This window comes from Ruania alba (assembly GCF_900105765.1).
GTDB lineage: Bacteria > Actinomycetota > Actinomycetes > Actinomycetales > Beutenbergiaceae > Ruania > Ruania alba.
In genome coordinates this window covers 2,268,599-2,284,280 of the sequence record NZ_FNTX01000001.1, presented here as the reverse complement: position 1 = coordinate 2,284,280, position 15,682 = coordinate 2,268,599, and the positions used below count along the sequence as shown (strand labels likewise).

General features: G+C 68.1%; 13 protein-coding genes and 3 pseudogenes. 14 read left to right on the top strand and 2 right to left on the bottom strand.

Going from position 1 to position 15,682, the window contains the following annotated elements:
• From BLU77_RS22605 to BLU77_RS10400, 12 genes and pseudogenes are all read left to right on the top strand, one after another.
• Positions 1-526: NAD(P)-binding domain-containing protein (locus BLU77_RS22605; protein ID WP_245708759.1), on the top strand; the 526-nt coding region annotated here is incomplete at its 5' end.
• Positions 411-965: a hypothetical protein gene (locus BLU77_RS22600; protein ID WP_245708758.1), complete on the top strand. Its 555-nt coding sequence runs from the start codon at positions 411-413 to the stop codon at positions 963-965. The genes BLU77_RS22605 and BLU77_RS22600, both read left to right, overlap by 116 nt.
• A 139-nt stretch (positions 966-1,104) precedes the next feature.
• A complete protein-coding gene (locus BLU77_RS22055; RefSeq protein WP_175477031.1) occupies positions 1,105-1,281 on the top strand; it encodes a hypothetical protein in 177 nt (58 codons plus the stop codon).
• 63 nt (positions 1,282-1,344) lie between these two features.
• Complete coding sequence (locus BLU77_RS21760; protein ID WP_139177726.1) at positions 1,345-1,524, top strand: hypothetical protein; 180 nt, start codon at positions 1,345-1,347, stop codon at positions 1,522-1,524.
• A 62-nt stretch (positions 1,525-1,586) separates the two neighbouring features.
• Positions 1,587-1,982 (top strand): hypothetical protein, encoded by a 396-nt coding sequence (locus tag BLU77_RS23315; RefSeq protein ID WP_139177723.1) that lies wholly within the window; start codon positions 1,587-1,589, stop codon positions 1,980-1,982.
• Between the two features lie 151 nt (positions 1,983-2,133).
• Positions 2,134-2,412: pseudogene (locus BLU77_RS23185) on the top strand (ASCH domain-containing protein); the annotation flags it as partial.
• Between the two features lie 44 nt (positions 2,413-2,456).
• On the top strand, positions 2,457-2,624 hold the full coding sequence (locus BLU77_RS22045; protein ID WP_175476873.1) for a hypothetical protein: 168 nt from the start codon (positions 2,457-2,459) through the stop codon (positions 2,622-2,624).
• A 64-nt stretch (positions 2,625-2,688) separates the two neighbouring features.
• Positions 2,689-3,724 (top strand): annotated as a pseudogene (locus BLU77_RS10420) (3-isopropylmalate dehydrogenase).
• Positions 3,725-3,876: 152 nt separating this feature from the next.
• A pseudogene (locus BLU77_RS10415) lies at positions 3,877-4,943 on the top strand (branched-chain amino acid aminotransferase).
• Between the two features lie 82 nt (positions 4,944-5,025).
• Complete coding sequence (locus tag BLU77_RS10410) at positions 5,026-6,138, top strand: branched-chain amino acid aminotransferase (RefSeq protein WP_089772864.1); 1,113 nt, start codon at positions 5,026-5,028, stop codon at positions 6,136-6,138.
• A 191-nt stretch (positions 6,139-6,329) separates the two neighbouring features.
• Entirely contained in the window at positions 6,330-7,433 is a 1,104-nt protein-coding gene (locus BLU77_RS10405; RefSeq protein WP_089772863.1) for a LacI family DNA-binding transcriptional regulator, read from the top strand.
• Between the two features lie 680 nt (positions 7,434-8,113).
• Positions 8,114-10,627: a LamG-like jellyroll fold domain-containing protein gene (locus BLU77_RS10400; RefSeq protein ID WP_175477029.1), complete on the top strand. Its 2,514-nt coding sequence runs from the start codon at positions 8,114-8,116 to the stop codon at positions 10,625-10,627.
• On the opposite strand, the gene BLU77_RS10395 is transcribed toward BLU77_RS10400, so the two are convergent.
• Positions 10,624-12,306, bottom strand: coding sequence for a bifunctional 3'-5' exonuclease/DNA polymerase (locus BLU77_RS10395; RefSeq protein ID WP_175477028.1), 1,683 nt, complete (start codon positions 12,304-12,306; stop codon positions 10,624-10,626). The two genes, BLU77_RS10400 and BLU77_RS10395, sit on opposite strands and share 4 nt — an antisense overlap.
• 207 nt (positions 12,307-12,513) lie before the next feature.
• Between BLU77_RS10395 and cimA the strand changes: the two genes are divergently transcribed.
• Positions 12,514-14,151, top strand: a complete 1,638-nt coding sequence (gene cimA, locus BLU77_RS10390) for a citramalate synthase (RefSeq protein WP_089772860.1) — start codon at positions 12,514-12,516, stop codon at positions 14,149-14,151.
• 10 nt (positions 14,152-14,161) lie between these two features.
• Positions 14,162-14,770, top strand: a complete 609-nt coding sequence (locus tag BLU77_RS10385) for a hypothetical protein (protein WP_139177722.1) — start codon at positions 14,162-14,164, stop codon at positions 14,768-14,770.
• A 38-nt stretch (positions 14,771-14,808) separates the two neighbouring features.
• Here the strand turns inward: BLU77_RS10385 and BLU77_RS10380 are convergent, their stop codons facing one another.
• A complete protein-coding gene (locus tag BLU77_RS10380) occupies positions 14,809-15,678 on the bottom strand; it encodes a sugar phosphate isomerase/epimerase family protein (protein WP_089772858.1) in 870 nt (289 codons plus the stop codon).
• Between the last annotated feature and the right edge of the window lie 4 nt (positions 15,679-15,682).

Below are 15,682 nucleotides of genomic sequence, written 5' to 3'. Positions count from 1 at the left end.
GAAGGTCGCCGTCGTCGGCTACGGCAGCCAGGGGCACGCCCACTCGCTGAACCTGCGGGACTCCGGTGTGGACGTGCGCGTGGGTCTGCGCGAGGGGTCTGCCTCGCGGAAGAAGGCTGAGGACGAGGGCCTGCGCGTGCTCACCGTGGCCGAGGCCGTCAAGGAGGCGGACGTCGTCGTGGTGCTGGCACCGGACCAGGTGCAGCGGCACGTGTACACCGACGAGATCGCCCCGAACCTCGCCGACGGCGCCACGCTGGTGTTCGGTCACGGGTTCAACATCCGCTTCGGCTACATCAAGCCGAAGGAGTCGGTGGACGTGATCATGTGGCCCGAAGGGACCGGGCACCTGGTGCGTCGCGAGTACGCCGACGGTCGTGGCGTGCCGGTGATCGTGGCGGTCGAGCAGGATGCGTCCGGTTCCGCATGGCGCTGGCCCTCTCCTACGCCAAGGGATCGGCGGACTGCGCGCTGGCGGGATCAAGACCACCTTCACCGAGGAGACCGAGACCGACCTGTTCGGTGAGCAGAGCGTGCTCTGCGGTGGCGCTTCGCAGCTGGTGCAGTACGGCTTCGAGACCCTGACGAGCCGGCTACCAGCCGGAGGTTGCCTACTTCGAGTGCTGCACGAGCTCAAGCTCATCGTGGACCTGATGGTGGAGGGTGGTCTGGCGAAGCAGCGCTGGTCCATCTCCGACACGGCCGAGTACGGCGACTACGTCTCCGCCGCGGGTGATCGACCCGAACGTGAAGGAGAACATGAAGGCGGTGCTCGCGGACATCCAGTCCGGTGCCTTTGCGAGCGGTTCATCGCCGACCAGGACGCCGGAGCCCCGGAGTTCAAGGAGCTGCGTGCCAAGGGTGAGCAGCACCCGATCGAGGCCACCGGTCGCGAGCTGCGGAAGATGTTCTCCTGGATGAAGGAGACGGATGCCGACTATGTCGAGGGAAGTGCCGGACGCTGACCCTCGACTGACTCACTCTCGGCAGTCCGACCTACCACGCCACGGTAGGTCGGACTGCGAAGTCGTCTCAGGCGCCCTGCGGCTACGATCGCGCTATGACCGACCCTGCAGAACAGCCGGCCGAGATCGTCCCGGGCCGGTGTCCGAGCCTGGCGAGGCCCGCGAGACGCTGATCTCCCGCGGCACCCGGGCCTCGGTGGGCACGCTCGCCCCGGTGCTGCGGCGCGCGGTGCGCATCCTGCGGTTCCGGCCTACGCCGTCGGGCTGGTTCCGGTGCTCCCGCTGCTCGGCACGGCGGTGGTCGCCGCCACGGTGACGGGTGGGAGCGGATCGTGCTGCTCCTGCTCGTGGCAGCAGGCGTGGCGGTGGTGGTGCTGTGGTGGATCCGGATCCACCGCTACGTCAGCGCGTGGACGACCCGGACGCGCTCACCGCCGAATTCGTGCAGTTGGTGGATCTGCTGGAGATGCGCGACGAGGTGCTGGACCGCCTGAAGAACCTGGCGGAGAAGGGTGGTCTGCGGTTCTTCCGGCGGCTGCGGTCGCTGTGGCGGTGGTGACGATCCGGACTACTGACGGGCGGATCGAGGACCTCGGCCGGGCGCGCTGGTTCGTCCGCGCCGTGGGCACCACCGTGCTTCGAGCGACCGCCTTGCTCTGGACGGCGATCGTCTCCTGGCTCGTGTTCCTGCTGGTGCTGGGTTGCGCCTGTCCGGAGGCTTCTGAGCCGTTAGTGCAGGATCCGGATCTGGAACGGGTAGGAATAGACCTCGCCGCGCTGGCTCGCACCGCGCCGATGATCGAGAAGATCAGTTGGATCAGCCCGGGGATGAAGATCAGGAACAGCCCGAGCGGCAGCAGGATCACGGTGAAGACCATGATCCAGCGACCACCATCGCACCCAGACGGTGAGGTGGAAGTTGAACGAGCTGGCGCGGCGTTGCGCACCAGCGGCCCCGGTCGCGCCAGATCAGCCAGACGAGCAACGGGCCGGCGATCGAGACGAACCCGATGCTGACGATCATCGCGATGATGGGGGAGAGATGCGCCAGGATCGCGATGGTTCGGTCGTCGCCGCGCGCCTGCTGAGGTAGGGCTGCTGGGTCATAGTTCCTCCGAGGTGTGCGGATCGCAGCCTGGTCCGAACGCCGGAGTGCGAGAATGGGCTCATGGACTCCGATGAGGTAGCTGCCTTCTGGAAGCATGCCAGAGTGCGCGGGAAAGTGGCCTGGCTTGAGGCATTCATCGGCCAGCATCGGGAGAGCACCCTGCCGCCCCCGGCGTTCTCCTTCGCTCCCGAGCCCCACGTGGCTCAGGACATGGCCGAGGCGGTGCTGGACGGGCGACGGACCGCCGTCAGCACGCTCCGTTCTGAGTTTCCTTCCGATGATGACCTGCCCCGGGTCGGTGACCTCGCCATCGTGCTGGACGGGCACGAGCACCCGGTCGCGCTGATCCGCACGGTCGAGGTGCGCGTGCGGCCGTTCGCGGAGTGGACGAGCAGCACGCCGCGGGAGGTGAGGAAAGCGTGCAGGCCTGGCAACGGCGGTACTGGACGAGCCTCGGTGCGGACGAGGGGAGCGAGGTGGTGCTCGAGCGCATCGCCCTCGTCTTCCCGCAGGTGGCGGAAGCGACCGGTCAGGTGCACCAGTACACCTGACCCAGCCGCTCAACATTCGAGACTGGTTGTCCGTCAGGTGGGATCCGACGCTACGCTGCGAGGCATGGCACGCACGATCAAGCTCGCAGTCGTCGGTGGAGACGGAATCGGTCCGGAGGTGACCGCCGAAGGTCTCAAGGTGCTCGATGCCGTCCTGGTCGGCACCGACGTGACCGTGGAGCGCACCGACTTCGAGCTCGGGGCCGCCCGCTGGCACGCCACCGGTGAGACCCTCACTGACGACGATCTCGCCGCGATCAGCACCCACGACGCGATCCTGCTCGGCGCCGTCGGCGACCCGACCGTGCCCTCCGGGGTGCTGGAGCGTGGCCTGCTGCTGAAGCTGCGGTTCGCCCTGGATCACTACGTGAACCTGCGCCCTCCAAGCTCTTCCCGGGCGTGCCCAGCCCGTTGGCGAACCCCGGCGAGGTCGACTTCGTCGTCGTGCGTGAGGGTACCGAGGGCCCTACGTCGGCAACGGAGGTGCGCTGCGGGTGGGCACCCCGCACGAGATCGCCACCGAGGTCAGCGTGAACACCGCGCACGGGGTGGAGCGGGTGGTGCGGGACGCCTTCGCCCGCGCCCAGGCGCGTCCGCGCAAGAAGCTCACCTGGTGCACAAGCACAACGTGCTCGTCCACGCCGGGCACCTGTGGCGCCGTACGGTCGACGCCGTGGCGCCGGAGTTCCCCGATGTGAGCGTCGACTACCTGCACGTGGACGCGGCCACCATCTTCATGACCACGGACCCGTCCCGGTTCGACGTGATCGTCACCGACAACCTCTTCGGTGACATCATCACTGACCTGGCCGCCGCGATCACCGGTGGCATCGGCTGGCCGCCTCCGGCAACGTGAACCCGGACAAGACCTTCCCCTCGATGTTCGAGCCGGTGCACGGCTCGCCCCGGACATCGCCGGCCAGCAGAAGGCCGACCCGACTGCGGCGGTCCTGTCGGTGGGGCTGCTACTGGATCACCTGGGCCTCACCGAGCAGGCCCAGCGGATCGAGGCGGCCGTCGAGGCGGACATTGCTGAGCGCAGCGGCCCACGTTCCACCAGCGAGATCGGCGACGCCCTCGCTGCACGAGTAGCCGGCTGAGCGGGCGCCCGGCCAGCGAGACACCGCCAGCCCCAGCGCCCGTTCCCCACCTGCCCGCGAGGGCATCGGAATCGAAGACCAGGTGGAAGGGCCATGACCACAACAACGCACCCCCGCTCCGGCGCCACCCACGACGGCGTCCCGCACTACCCGTGCACCGGAACCTCTCCCCGTGCCCTGCTGAGCAACGCCAGCAGGTGCTCGATGCACCGAGATTCGGCACCCGGTTCACCGACCACATGGCGCGCGCCCGGTGGACACCGGACACCGGGTGGGCCGACCGCCGGGTGGAGGCGTACGGCCCGTTGCGGCTGGACCCTGCGGCCGCCGTGTTGCACTACGGCCAGGAGATCTTTGAAGGCTTGAAGGTCTACCGGCACGGGGACGGTTCGGTGTGGGCATTCCGGCCGGCGCTGAATGCCGCACGGTTCGCCGCCAGTGCCCGCCGGCTCGCCCTGCCGGAGCTCGACACGGACGACTTCTTGGCGTCGATCGCCGCGTTGGTGAACGCGGACGTGGACTGGGTTCCGACCCTTCCTGGCTCCAGCCTGTACCTGCGGCCGTTCATGATCGCCTCCGAGGCTTTCCTCGGGTGCGCCCCGCCGCCCAGGTCGACTACCTGGTGATCGCTTCCCCGGCGGCCTCGTACTTCGGCGGTGGTTTCGAGCCTGTCTCCATCTGGGTGGCCGACGGCCAGCACCGGGCGGGACCGGGCGGTACGGGCGCGGCCAAGTGCGGCGGCAACTACGCCGCCAGCCTGCTCCCGCAGCAGCAGGCCGCCGAGCATGGATGCGACCAGGTGTGCTTCCTGGATGCCGCCACGAACACCCTGCTGGAGGAGATCGGCAGCATGAACGTGCTGGTGGTCACCGACGACGGCACCGTGCACACGCCGGAGCTGTCCGGGACCATTCTGTCCGGGGTGACCAGGCGTTCGGTCCTGGACTTGTTGCGTGAGCAGGGCCGCACCGTCTCCGAGCGGCCGATCCCGCTGGCCGAGGTGCGGGAGGGACTGCGCGAGGGCACCGTGACCGAGGTGTTCGCCTGCGGCACGGCGGCGGTGATCACCCCGATCGGACGATTGGCCGGTGCCGGGTTCGACCTGACGGTCGGTGATGGTTCACCAGGCCCGATCACCAGTGCGCTGCATGCGACGCTCACCGGGATCCAGTACGGTACGTCGGCGGACGTGCACGGCTGGATGCGCCGGCTGGTGTGAGCAGGATCCGGTCCGTCCGTGCGCGTGCGGCGTGCCCGGGGCGGTACCGTCAGGGGAGACATCACGGTATGAGGGACATCACATGAGCAGCGATCTATCCAGTCCGTCGGGCGCTCCGACGTTCACGGTCCGCCCGTCCGCGCACCCGCGATCGCTGGCGGAGCGCGAGCAGGCGTTGACCGACCTGGCATTCGGCACTGTCTTCACCGATCACATGGTGCGGGCCACCTGGACGGCCGAGAACGGATGGCACGACGAGCGCGTCGTGGCGTATGAACCGATCAGCCTGGACCCGGCGGCGGCGGTGCTGCACTACGCCCAGGAGATCTTCGAGGGGTTGAAGGCCTACCGGCACGCCGACGGTTCCGTGTGGGCGTTCCGCCCGGACGCCAATGCGAGCCGGTTCGCCGCGAGCGCGCACCGGCTCGCTCTGCCGGAGCTGCCCGCCGAGCACTTCCTCGGCTCGATCGAGGCGCTGGTGAGTACGGACATGGAGTGGGTGCCGGACTCGTCCGGATCCTCGCTCTACCTGCGGCCGTTCATGTTCGCCTCCGAGCCGTTCCTCGGCGTCCGCCCGTCCAAGCAGGTCGACTACCTGCTGATCGCGTCCCCCTCCGGGCCGTACTTCACGTCCGGCTTCCAACCGGTGTCGATCTGGGTGGCCGAGGACTACCACCGGGCGGGACCCGGGGGTACGGGCGCGGCCAAGTGCGGTGGCAACTACGCCGCCAGCCTGCTCCCGCAGCAGCAGGCCGCCGAGCACGGATGCGCACAGGTGTGTTTCCTCGACGCGGCGACCAACACGTATCTCGAAGAACTCGGCGGGATGAACGTCTTCCTCGTGACCGATGACGGCGCCGTGCACACTCCCGAGCTGAGCGGCACGATCCTGGAGGGCGTCACCCGCCGATCGATTCTGCAGTTGCTGCGCGACGACGGTCGCGAGGTGCACGAGCGGCCGATCACCCTGGCCGAGATCAAGGAGCAGGTGGACTCGGGGCGGATCACTGAGATCTTCGCCTGTGGCACGGCTGCTGTGGTCACCCCGGTCGGCCATCTCAAGGGCACCGACTTTGATCTCACGGTGGCAGACGGTGAGTCAGGTGCGATCACGCAGTGGCTGTACCAGCATCTCACCGACCTGCAGTACGGGCGGGCGCCCGATCCGCACGGGTGGATGCGCCGCCTTGCTTAGATGGCGGCACCCGTGCCGTGGGCCACGCTTCTGACGCCGACATGCATCGCTCACTATGAGCGAATATCGCTCATAGTGAGCGCATATGTGTGTACAGTAGGGTGACCGTTGTCGAGGAGCAACAGCGTAGACGGGGAGGGTGCGGCTGACGTGGCACTCACCGGCGATGCCCCCGCGGTTCCGGAACACAGTTGTCGGACCGGCAGCGGGACGTGCTCGCTCTCGTCGAGCGGCGGGGCACCATCAGGGTCTCCGATCTGGCGCACGAGCTCGGTATCTCCTCAGCAACGGCCCGGCGAGACGTCACCGTACTGGCGGTCGCTCAGCTCGTTCAGCGCACTCACGGTGGGGCGCGTGTGCTCGAGCCTCAGCAGTCGCTGCGCCACGTCGAATCCCTCCGGCCCGGCGACGCCGGGGCGATCGGAATGCTTGTCCCGTCGCTCGAGTTCTACTGGCCCGACGTCGCTCGAGGCGCAGAAGCGGCCGCTCGCGAACGCGGATTCAGCATCATGCTCCGTGAGTCCGAGTATCGGGCCGTCGACGAGCTGGGCGATGTTGACCGTCTCATCGCAGCCGGAGCGCGCGGCCTGCTACTCGCGCCGACGCTGGACGGTTCCACTGGGGAGCGAATGCTCGCCTGGCTCGCCCGATCGCCCGTACCCATCGTTCTGCTCGAACGTGACGCCGCTGCGAGTGAGCTGCACGAGGGTATCGACACCGTCGTCACCGATCACACCCATGGCGTCCAGAAGGCCGCACGACATCTCGCTGATCGTGGGCACCGGAAGGTCGGCGTCGCGCTCTCACAGAACTCGCCGCACACCTCCGCGATCCGTCGCGCCTGGGTCGGTGCGTGCGAACGGCTCGGCCTCACACTGCCCGCCGTGGACGCGACCGTGCCCCCACGGACCGATCCCGATTACCACACAGTCATCGACCAGGTTCTCGACGCCACTCGTGCCAGCGGCACCTCCGCTCTGCTCGTCCATTCCGATATCGATGCGATCCAGCTGGTTCAGCATGCCGACGACCGCGGTGTCGCCATCCCCGGCGATCTGAGCGTGGTGTCCTATGACGACCAGGTCGCCGCCATGAACCACCCGGCACTCACCGCGATCCGTCCGCCTCGCGAGGCCATCGGACGCACGGCGTTCGAGCTGCTGGCCGCGCGTCTCGCGGACACCGAGAGGCCGGCGCATCGCGTCGCCATCGGCCCGGCGCTCTCTGTCCGCGAGACCAGCGGACCCGCGCCCACCTCTGCTGAAACAGATCAGCCCATCCCGTCACACGAATAGCTGAAGGCCCCGCCAGGCATCTGACGGATCCGCGATTCCGGCCGTCGGGGACCACATCGGGCAGGTCCCGCGTTCGCATGACCTGAGACGCCACCCGATTCCGCGCGTCGGTGGAGCGCGTCGATCCCTTGACAGGTGATCGACGCGTGCCCTATTTTGCTCATATAAGAGCGAACGGGCCCAATTGATCGACTTTCGCTCATATCGGACTCGAGGAGGAGTGGGACAGGGGGTCCCGGAGGCCGTGTGGGTGGAACTTTGTGGTTGTGATGCGTCGGCGGATGTGGATGCCGGTCGGCGCCGGGTCCCAGTTTGTTCGCATGATCGCCACGCTCAACGAGGAGGAACGTTCCATGACGTCACGCGATATCTCCAGGCGCAGCGTGCTTGCGCTCGCTGGAGCGGCGGCGGCCCTGTCAGGTGGCCTCGGCCACGTCAGAGCATTCGCCGATACGGGAAGCATCGTCGACCGGCTTCAACCGGCACACCCGCGACTCTGGCTCGGGCCGGGAGGATTCGCTTCTATTCAAGCATCGATCGACTCCGATCCTCGAGCGGCCGACTGGTATGAGAATCTCGTCGGACTGGGCCAGCGAATTCTCAACCAATCGCCCCAAGAATACGACCCAGATTCAAACCTTCTCTCGATCAGCCGGCGGGTGCGCAACAGCGTCTTCCGCATGTCGTTGCTGCATGGCCTGACCGGAGAGGACCGCTATGCAGAGCGGGGTATAGCGGAACTAGAAGCCGTGGCCAACTTCCCCGACTGGTCTGACACCTTCCTGAGTACTGCTGAATTGGCTCATGCCTGTGCGATGGGATATGACTGGCTGTATCATCGCCTCTCCCATGACCAGCGAGATCTGATTCGTGGTGCGATCGTTGAGCTGGGGCTCAAGCAAGGGCTGGTGGAGTATCGCGACTCGGACCGGCACGGCAACAGCCCGCCATGGTCAACGGTGACGGGCAACTGGAACTTCGTGGGCAATGCCGGCATGGCTGCGGGGGCTCTGGCGATCGGCGACGAGGAACCTGAGGTGGCCGAAGAGGTCCTGCGTAGCAGTCTCGACTCTGTGGCCATTGCCGCTGCTGAGTTCGCTCCCGATGGGGCCTGGCCGGAAGGGATGGGCTATTGGGGATACACCATGCGCTATTGGGTGTCCTACCTCAGGGCCTTTGAGTCCGCGGTCGGCACAAGCTTCGGCCTGTCCGACTCGCCCGGCTTCAGTGAGACGGGATACTTCCCGATCTACATGACCAGCCCGCTGGGGATGAACTTCAACTATTATGACACTGACCTCGTGGGGCGCCCGTATATTCCGGAGATGTTCTGGATGGCGAGCCGGTATGAGAAGCCGTCATTCTCGTGGTGGGGGAATCTCGACCAGTCGGTCAGCCCCGAGCGTAAGTTGCTCTACTTCGATCCGGAGGTCGAGGACAAGAACCCCATCGAGCAGGATTTGCCGTTCGACAAGTTGTTCCGCACGAGCGAAGCGGTGACACTGCGAGCAGCATGGGAACAGCCATTGACCACCTTTGCGGGATTCAAGGGAGGTTTCAATGACACCAGTCACGCCGATCTGGACCTGGGCACCTTCGTCTTCGATGCGTTGGGGCATCGCTGGGCCTCGGATCTCGGGAAGGACGACTACAGCCTTCCCGGCTACAACAATCGACGCGACGGCTCGCGCTGGACCTATTACCGCAAGCGGGCGGAGGGAAACAACACGCTGGTGGTCAACCCCGGTGCGGGTCCCGAGCAGGATCCGATGGCGAAAGCCGACATCGTGGAGCACGGGTTCGGCCCGCTGAGCGCGTTCGCCATCGCCGATCTGACGGCGGCGTACGCGAACCGTGGGGTCACCAGCTGGCGCCGGGGAGTCTCCCTGAGGGACCATCGGCGACAGTTGGTGGTCCGGGACGAGTTGCAGGCCTCAGAGCCGGCCGAGGTGTGGTGGTTCATGCACACCGAGGCTGAGGTCGACGTGGCGGCCGACGGCTTGTCGGCGGTGCTGAGCGTTGGTGATGACCGGGTCGCGGTCCAGATCGTCGAACCGGCCGAGGGTGTGCGTTTCTCGGTGCGCCCGGCGACTCCGCTCCCGTCATCGCCTGATCCGGAAGGTCAGAATCCCAACACCGGCGTGCAGAAGCTCACCATCGAGGCATCAGGTGTGACGGATCTGCAGTTGGCTGTGGTGTTCACGCCGCTGCGGCACTGGGAAGAGGTACCGGCCGGCACCGATCTGGATGAGATCGAGCCATTGGCGCAGTGGGCGATCCCGGCGTCCAAGCGTGAGGTGCCCATGCTTGCTGACCTGACGATCGACGGGGAACCGTTGACCGGCTTCGTTCCCGAGGTGTTCACGTACGACCTGCGCGGGATCGTCGCCGACGCCGTGGGGCAGCCGGTGCTCGAGGCACGCGCCGATGATGCTCGGACTCGTGTCAACGTGCGGCAGGCCAGTTCGGTCCCCGGGACCTCACGAATCGATCTGATTGCGCCCGGCTCGCCGCGGGTCCGCTATGAAGTCCACCTGGATTGGACGGTGCTGCAGCCGTTTGCGGATGCCTGGGACTTCCGGGACCAGGATCCCGCGCAGAGTGTGGCGGGGTCGGACAACGGAACGCTCGCAGTCCTGGGCCAGAGCACTGACGAGGAGCCGGGGGAGCCCGCATGGGTGAGCGCCGATCTCCCGGGCGGCGAGGCCACCGTCCTGTCACTTGAGCCTCGCGGACTGCCGGTGTCAGTGCCGGAGACGGCCGACGTGGACCTGTCGGCGGGCTTTGCCTTCGAGGCCATGATCTTTCAGCACAGGCGCACGACTCTGCCGCGGATCATGGCGAAGGGCGAGGGGGCGCAGCTGTGGATCTACGACGACGGCAGCCTGCGTGTTCGCGCGCACAGCGCCACTGGTGCGCGGTACGGGTGTACGTCAAACCCGGGGATGCTCCCGCTCGAGACCTGGGTCAACGTCCGGTTGACGTACTCGGCGGGTGAGTCCGGCGATCGGGAGTTCCGGATCTTCGTGGACGGTCAGGAGGTGAGCTATCAGTCGCAAGGAGACGCGGTACCTGCTCATGTGCTGCTCGGCGGCACGGGCAGTCCCTTGCTGATCGGGAATGCGGAATCGACGGTTCGCGGTCTCGATGGGCTCCTTGCCCAGGCGAGCCTGGCTGTTCCCGGAACTCCTTAGTCGGCGTCGCCGTAGTTCTCGACGATCGCCACGTCCAGCGGGAATGCCACCGGGGTCCGGCCGAACAACAACCGGCCGGCCTCGGTGGCGCTCGCCCGCACCTCCTCGGCAACATGTTCGGCCACGGGCTCCGGCGCGTGCACGATCACCTCGTCGTGCAGGAAGAACACCAGGTGCGGTCGCTCGCCGAGGTCGTCGTAGCGAATGAGCCGACGGCGGATCTCACCCATCCAGCACAGCGCCCACTCCGCGGCCGTGCCCTGCACCACGAAATTCCGGGTGAACCGACCCCAATCCCGTGCACCCTGGCGGGCACGGCGTTCGACGGCGTCCGTCGCCTCCGGCTGGCTCGCTGCGGCCTGGCGTTCGTGCCAGGACTCCGGGGGTGGGGGAGAGGTACGCCCCAACCAGGTGCGTACCGTGCCACCCTGCTCACCGGTGCGTGCTGCCTGCTCCACGACGCCCGTTGCCCGTGGATAGGCCCGCATCAGGCGCGGCATCAGCAATCCCGCCTCACCGGTGGTAGCCCCGTACAGGGCGCCGAGCATCGCCACCTTCGCCTCCGCGCGGGTGCCCATGACCCCGCGGTCGACAAGACCCTGATAGAGGTCGCCGGCCTGCCCCGCGGCGGCGAGTGCGTCGTCGGAGGCCACCGCGGCGAGCACCCGCGGTTCGATCTGCGCGGCGTCCGCCACGACGAGCCGCCAGCCGGGGTCGGCACGGACCGCCGCCCGGATCTGCTTGGGCAGCTGCAGCGCACCACCGCCGCTGGTGGCCCACCGCCCGGTGACCACCCCACCGGGGACGTAGTCCGGCCGGAATCGAGGACGCCGGCTCGCCGTCGCTGTGGGGTCCGGGTGCACCCAGGAGTCCAACCAGGCCCAGCCGTTCGCGCTGAGCAATCGGGCCAGTTTCTTGTATTGCAGCAACGGGCCCACCACCGGGTGCTCCAAACGACCGATCTCCCACTTCGAGGTGGTGGTCAGGTCGAGCCCGGCGCGGCGCAACGCACGCAGCAGCTCGACCGGGGAGTCCGGGTTGAGGGCCGGCGCGGCCAGGAGTTCGCGGATCTGTACGGCGAGTTCCTCCAGCCGCGCCGGCCGCGTGCCGGGTGCGGGTCGCGGGCCCAAGGCCTCGGTGAGCAGGTCCTCGTGCACTGCCCGGTCCCACGGCAGGCCGTCGGCCGCGATCTCGGCCGCGATCATGGCGCCGGCCGACTCGGCGGCGAGCAGCAGACGCATGCGAGCCGGCTCTGGGCATGCCGTCACCGCCACCTGCTGCCGCGTCCGTTCGGCCAACAGTGTCTCGAGCTCGTCCGAGGGTGCGTCGGGGACGTCGTCCCAGAGCGTCGGCACGGCCGGGTCCGCCGGGTGAGCTGCCACGACGGGGGCGGTGCGCCAGCCCAGGTCCGGCCAGTCGTGATCGGGAACGGCGTGCTGCAGGATGGCACGGCACAGCCGCAGGTCCAGGCAACGGTTCACCCGCACGCCCGCAGTGATGAGCTCTGGTGCGAGCGCAGCTGTGTCTGCCCACACCCAGCGTGGTGCGGAATCCTGGTACGCGGCCAGCACTTGCGGGAGCTCGGCGCGGGTGCAGGTGCGAGTGGCTCCCGGGGTGAGCTCCGCCGTCAGCTCGCACAGTTGCACCTGCTCGCCGTCGGCGCACACGAGGATCTCCACTCGCCGAGCGTACGGCTCGGGGCCGACAGCCAGGTGCGGTGAATTGTGCGATGATGGGGCCCATGACGCCCACCAGCGCTCTGATTATCGGCTAGCGCGTTCGCCACCACGGCGAACGCGCAGACCTCCCGAACCCGGGGGGTCTTTTTGTTGCCGGGCTCACCCCGCCCGACCGGTTGAGAACCCTGCTGCCAGGAAGTCACCACCATGAGCACCACCACCACACCCGCGGACAACCACGGCGACGACGCCGTGCACGTCTACGACACGACCCTGCGTGACGGCGCCCAGCAGGAGGGGATGAACCTCACTGTCGCCGACAAGCTCGCCATCGCACCGTTGCTGGACGAGCTCGGGGTCACGTTCATCGAGGGTGGCTGGCCGGGCGCGATCCCGAAGGACACCGAGTTCTTCGCACGCGCCACCAAGGACCTGGACCTGAAGCACGCCGAGCTGGCCGCCTTCGGGGCGACTCGCAAGCCCGGTACCAGCGCCCATCACGACACCCAGGTGCGTGCCCTGATCGACTCCGAAGCACCCACCGTCACCCTCGTGGCCAAGAGCGACATCCGGCACGTCGAGCGTGCCCTGCGCACCACCGGCGAGGAGAACCTCGCCATGATCGCCGACACGGTCTCTTACTTGGTCGGTGAGGGGCGCCGGGTGGTGCTCGATGCCGAGCACTTCTTCGACGGCTACCAGTACGACCCCGCGTACGCGCTGCGCGCCGTCACCACCGCTTTCGAGGCGGGCGCCGAGGTGGTGGCCCTGTGCGACACCAACGGGGGCATGCTGCCCGAGTGGGTGCACGAGATCGTCTCCGCCGTCCGCGCTGAGACCGACCCAGGCCGGCACGTGCTCGGCATGCACGCCCACAACGACTCGGGCTGCGCCGTGGCCAACTCGATGGCCGCCGTCAGTGCCGGCGCCCGGCACGTACAGGGCACCGTGAACGGCTACGGCGAGCGCACCGGTAATGCGGACCTGATGGCCGTCGTCGCGAACCTCGACCTCAAGCTCGGCCTGCGCACGCTCAGCAACGGGGGCCTGGAGGAGGTCACCCGGATCGCGCACGCGATCAGCGAGATCACGAACATCGCCCCGTTCGCCCGCCAGCCCTACATCGGTGCCAGCGCGTTCGCGCACAAGGCCGGGCTGCACGCCAGTGCCATCCGGATCGACCCGGACCTGTACCAGCACATCGACCCGCGCAAGGTCGGCAACGATATGCGAATGCTGGTCTCGGACATGGCCGGCCGGGCGAGCATCGAGCTCAAGGGGCGTGAGCTCGGCTTCGATCTCACCGGGCAGTCCGATGTGCTCGGCCGGGTGACCTCCCGGGTGAAGGACGCCGAGGCCAACGGGTACACCTACGACGCCGCGGACGCCTCCTTCGAGCTGCTGCTGCGCGAGGAGATCACCGGCGAGCGCCCCGCCTACTTCCGCACCGAGTCCTGGCGGGCCATCGTGGACCACTCCGCCGGCCCGGACGGGGTGATGCGGGATGTCGCCGAAGCCACGGTGAAGATCCACGCCGGGAACCAGCGGGTGGTCTCCACTGGCGAGGGCAACGGGCCGGTGAACGCCCTTGACCACGCCCTGCGTCAGGCGTTGGCCACTGCCTACCCGCAGATCGAGGACATCGAGCTGATCGACTACAAGGTGCGGCTGCTGGACTCCGCGCACGGCACCGACGCGATCACCCGGGTACTCATCGAGCTCACCGACGGTCACCACTCCTGGAGCACCGTCGGGGTCGGTGCGAACCTGCTCGAGGCCTCCTGGGAGGCGCTCGTGGACGGTTTGGTGTTCGGGCTCCTGCACGCGGGCGTCGAGGCGCTGTAGGTCTCGGCTGGTGCGGTTTGCCGGTCAGCCCTCCTGGGGGCTGTCACTGACAGAAGGCGGCCCGCCGCTGGTGGCCCTGGTGCTGCGGCAGATGCTCGCGCTCGACGTGGCACCGGAACCTGTGGTTCCGCCGGCCCTTGAGGCGGATGTGCCGATCCGGCACGGTGCAGCCCCCGACGGCGTCCGGGCGGCCTGGTCGAAGCAGTGGCCCCTGGTCTTCGCCGACGTCGTGCGACGTGAGGGAGACAGCTCCGGGCTCGGGAGCGAGGTCGTCCGCACCTGGGCGTCGACGATCGACGATGGCCTCTGGGAAGCCGCGGATCGTCAGGCGGACGTCATCGAGGCCGACGATCGGTTCCGGACCGACCCGGGCGCCACGCACACCCGCGCGATCGGAGAGGTGGCGCGCGAGATCATCGCGACCCGCGGCATCGACCCCGAGCGGGTGCAGGGTTCGCTGGTGGCGGTCCCCGTGCGGGGCCCGTGGTGGCACCTGATCGATCCCGGGCGGGTGGTGTGCTCCTGGGCGGCGCTCACGGAGCCGGAGTCCGCACGGGGCGTCATCCGGATGGCCGTCGAATCGGGCCTGGACGCAGAACCCGGCCCACCGACGTCGTAGGCTCCGACAGACCTACGACGGCGGCGGCGGGCGATCGCTCAGTGGAACGCGATGGTCTCCACCGCACGGATCTGGTCGCGGATGAAGCGGTTCGCGTGGGCAGCCAGGTCGGCCGGGTCGTCCCACAGGTTGCGCCAGATGCCGAGGGTGTTCGACAGCGAGGCACTCACCACCGCGCTGGAGAAGGACTCGAAGACGATCGGCCCGTCGTAGTCGATCCGGCCCAACGCCCGGAAGAACGAACCGAAGTCCACCGACCCGGTCCCCAGGTAGCCCCGGTGGCTCTCCCCGATGTGCACGTACCGGAGCCGGTCGGCCGAGTCGAGCACCGGTTCGACCATCCCGGACTCCTCGATGTTCATGTGATACGTGTCCAGGTGCAGGTGCACGTTGTCGTGCCCGATCTCGTCGAGGAAACCGAGCCCGGCGCGCGCGGTGTTCACGATGTTGGTCTCGTACCGGTTCACGATCTCGATCGCCAGCTCCACCCCGCTGGCCTGAGCATGGTCGGCCAACCGAGCCAGGGCGCGAGCCGAGTTCGCCCGACCGGCCGGGGTGGCCGGCGTCATGTACTTCTGCATCGCCGAGTAGATCACCCCGCACAGGTGCCTGCCCCCGGCCTCGGCCACCACGTCCACCGCCCGCCGCAACAGGTCCTCACCGCGAGCTGAGACGCCCGGCTCCTCGCTGGAGAGATCGTGCGCGGCGTCCAGCCCCAAGGAGGCGGTCATCGTGATGCCGTGATCGTCGAGGATCCGCTTCACCGCAGCTCCGTCGATGGAGAACGGGTCCATCAGCGGCAGCTCAAGGAAGTCGAACCCCGCCTGCTGGGTGCCGGAGATGGCTGTGACGAGGCCGGGTTCGTCGAACTCGCCGGTAAACACGAGCCCGTGGACGCCGATCTGCATGGAT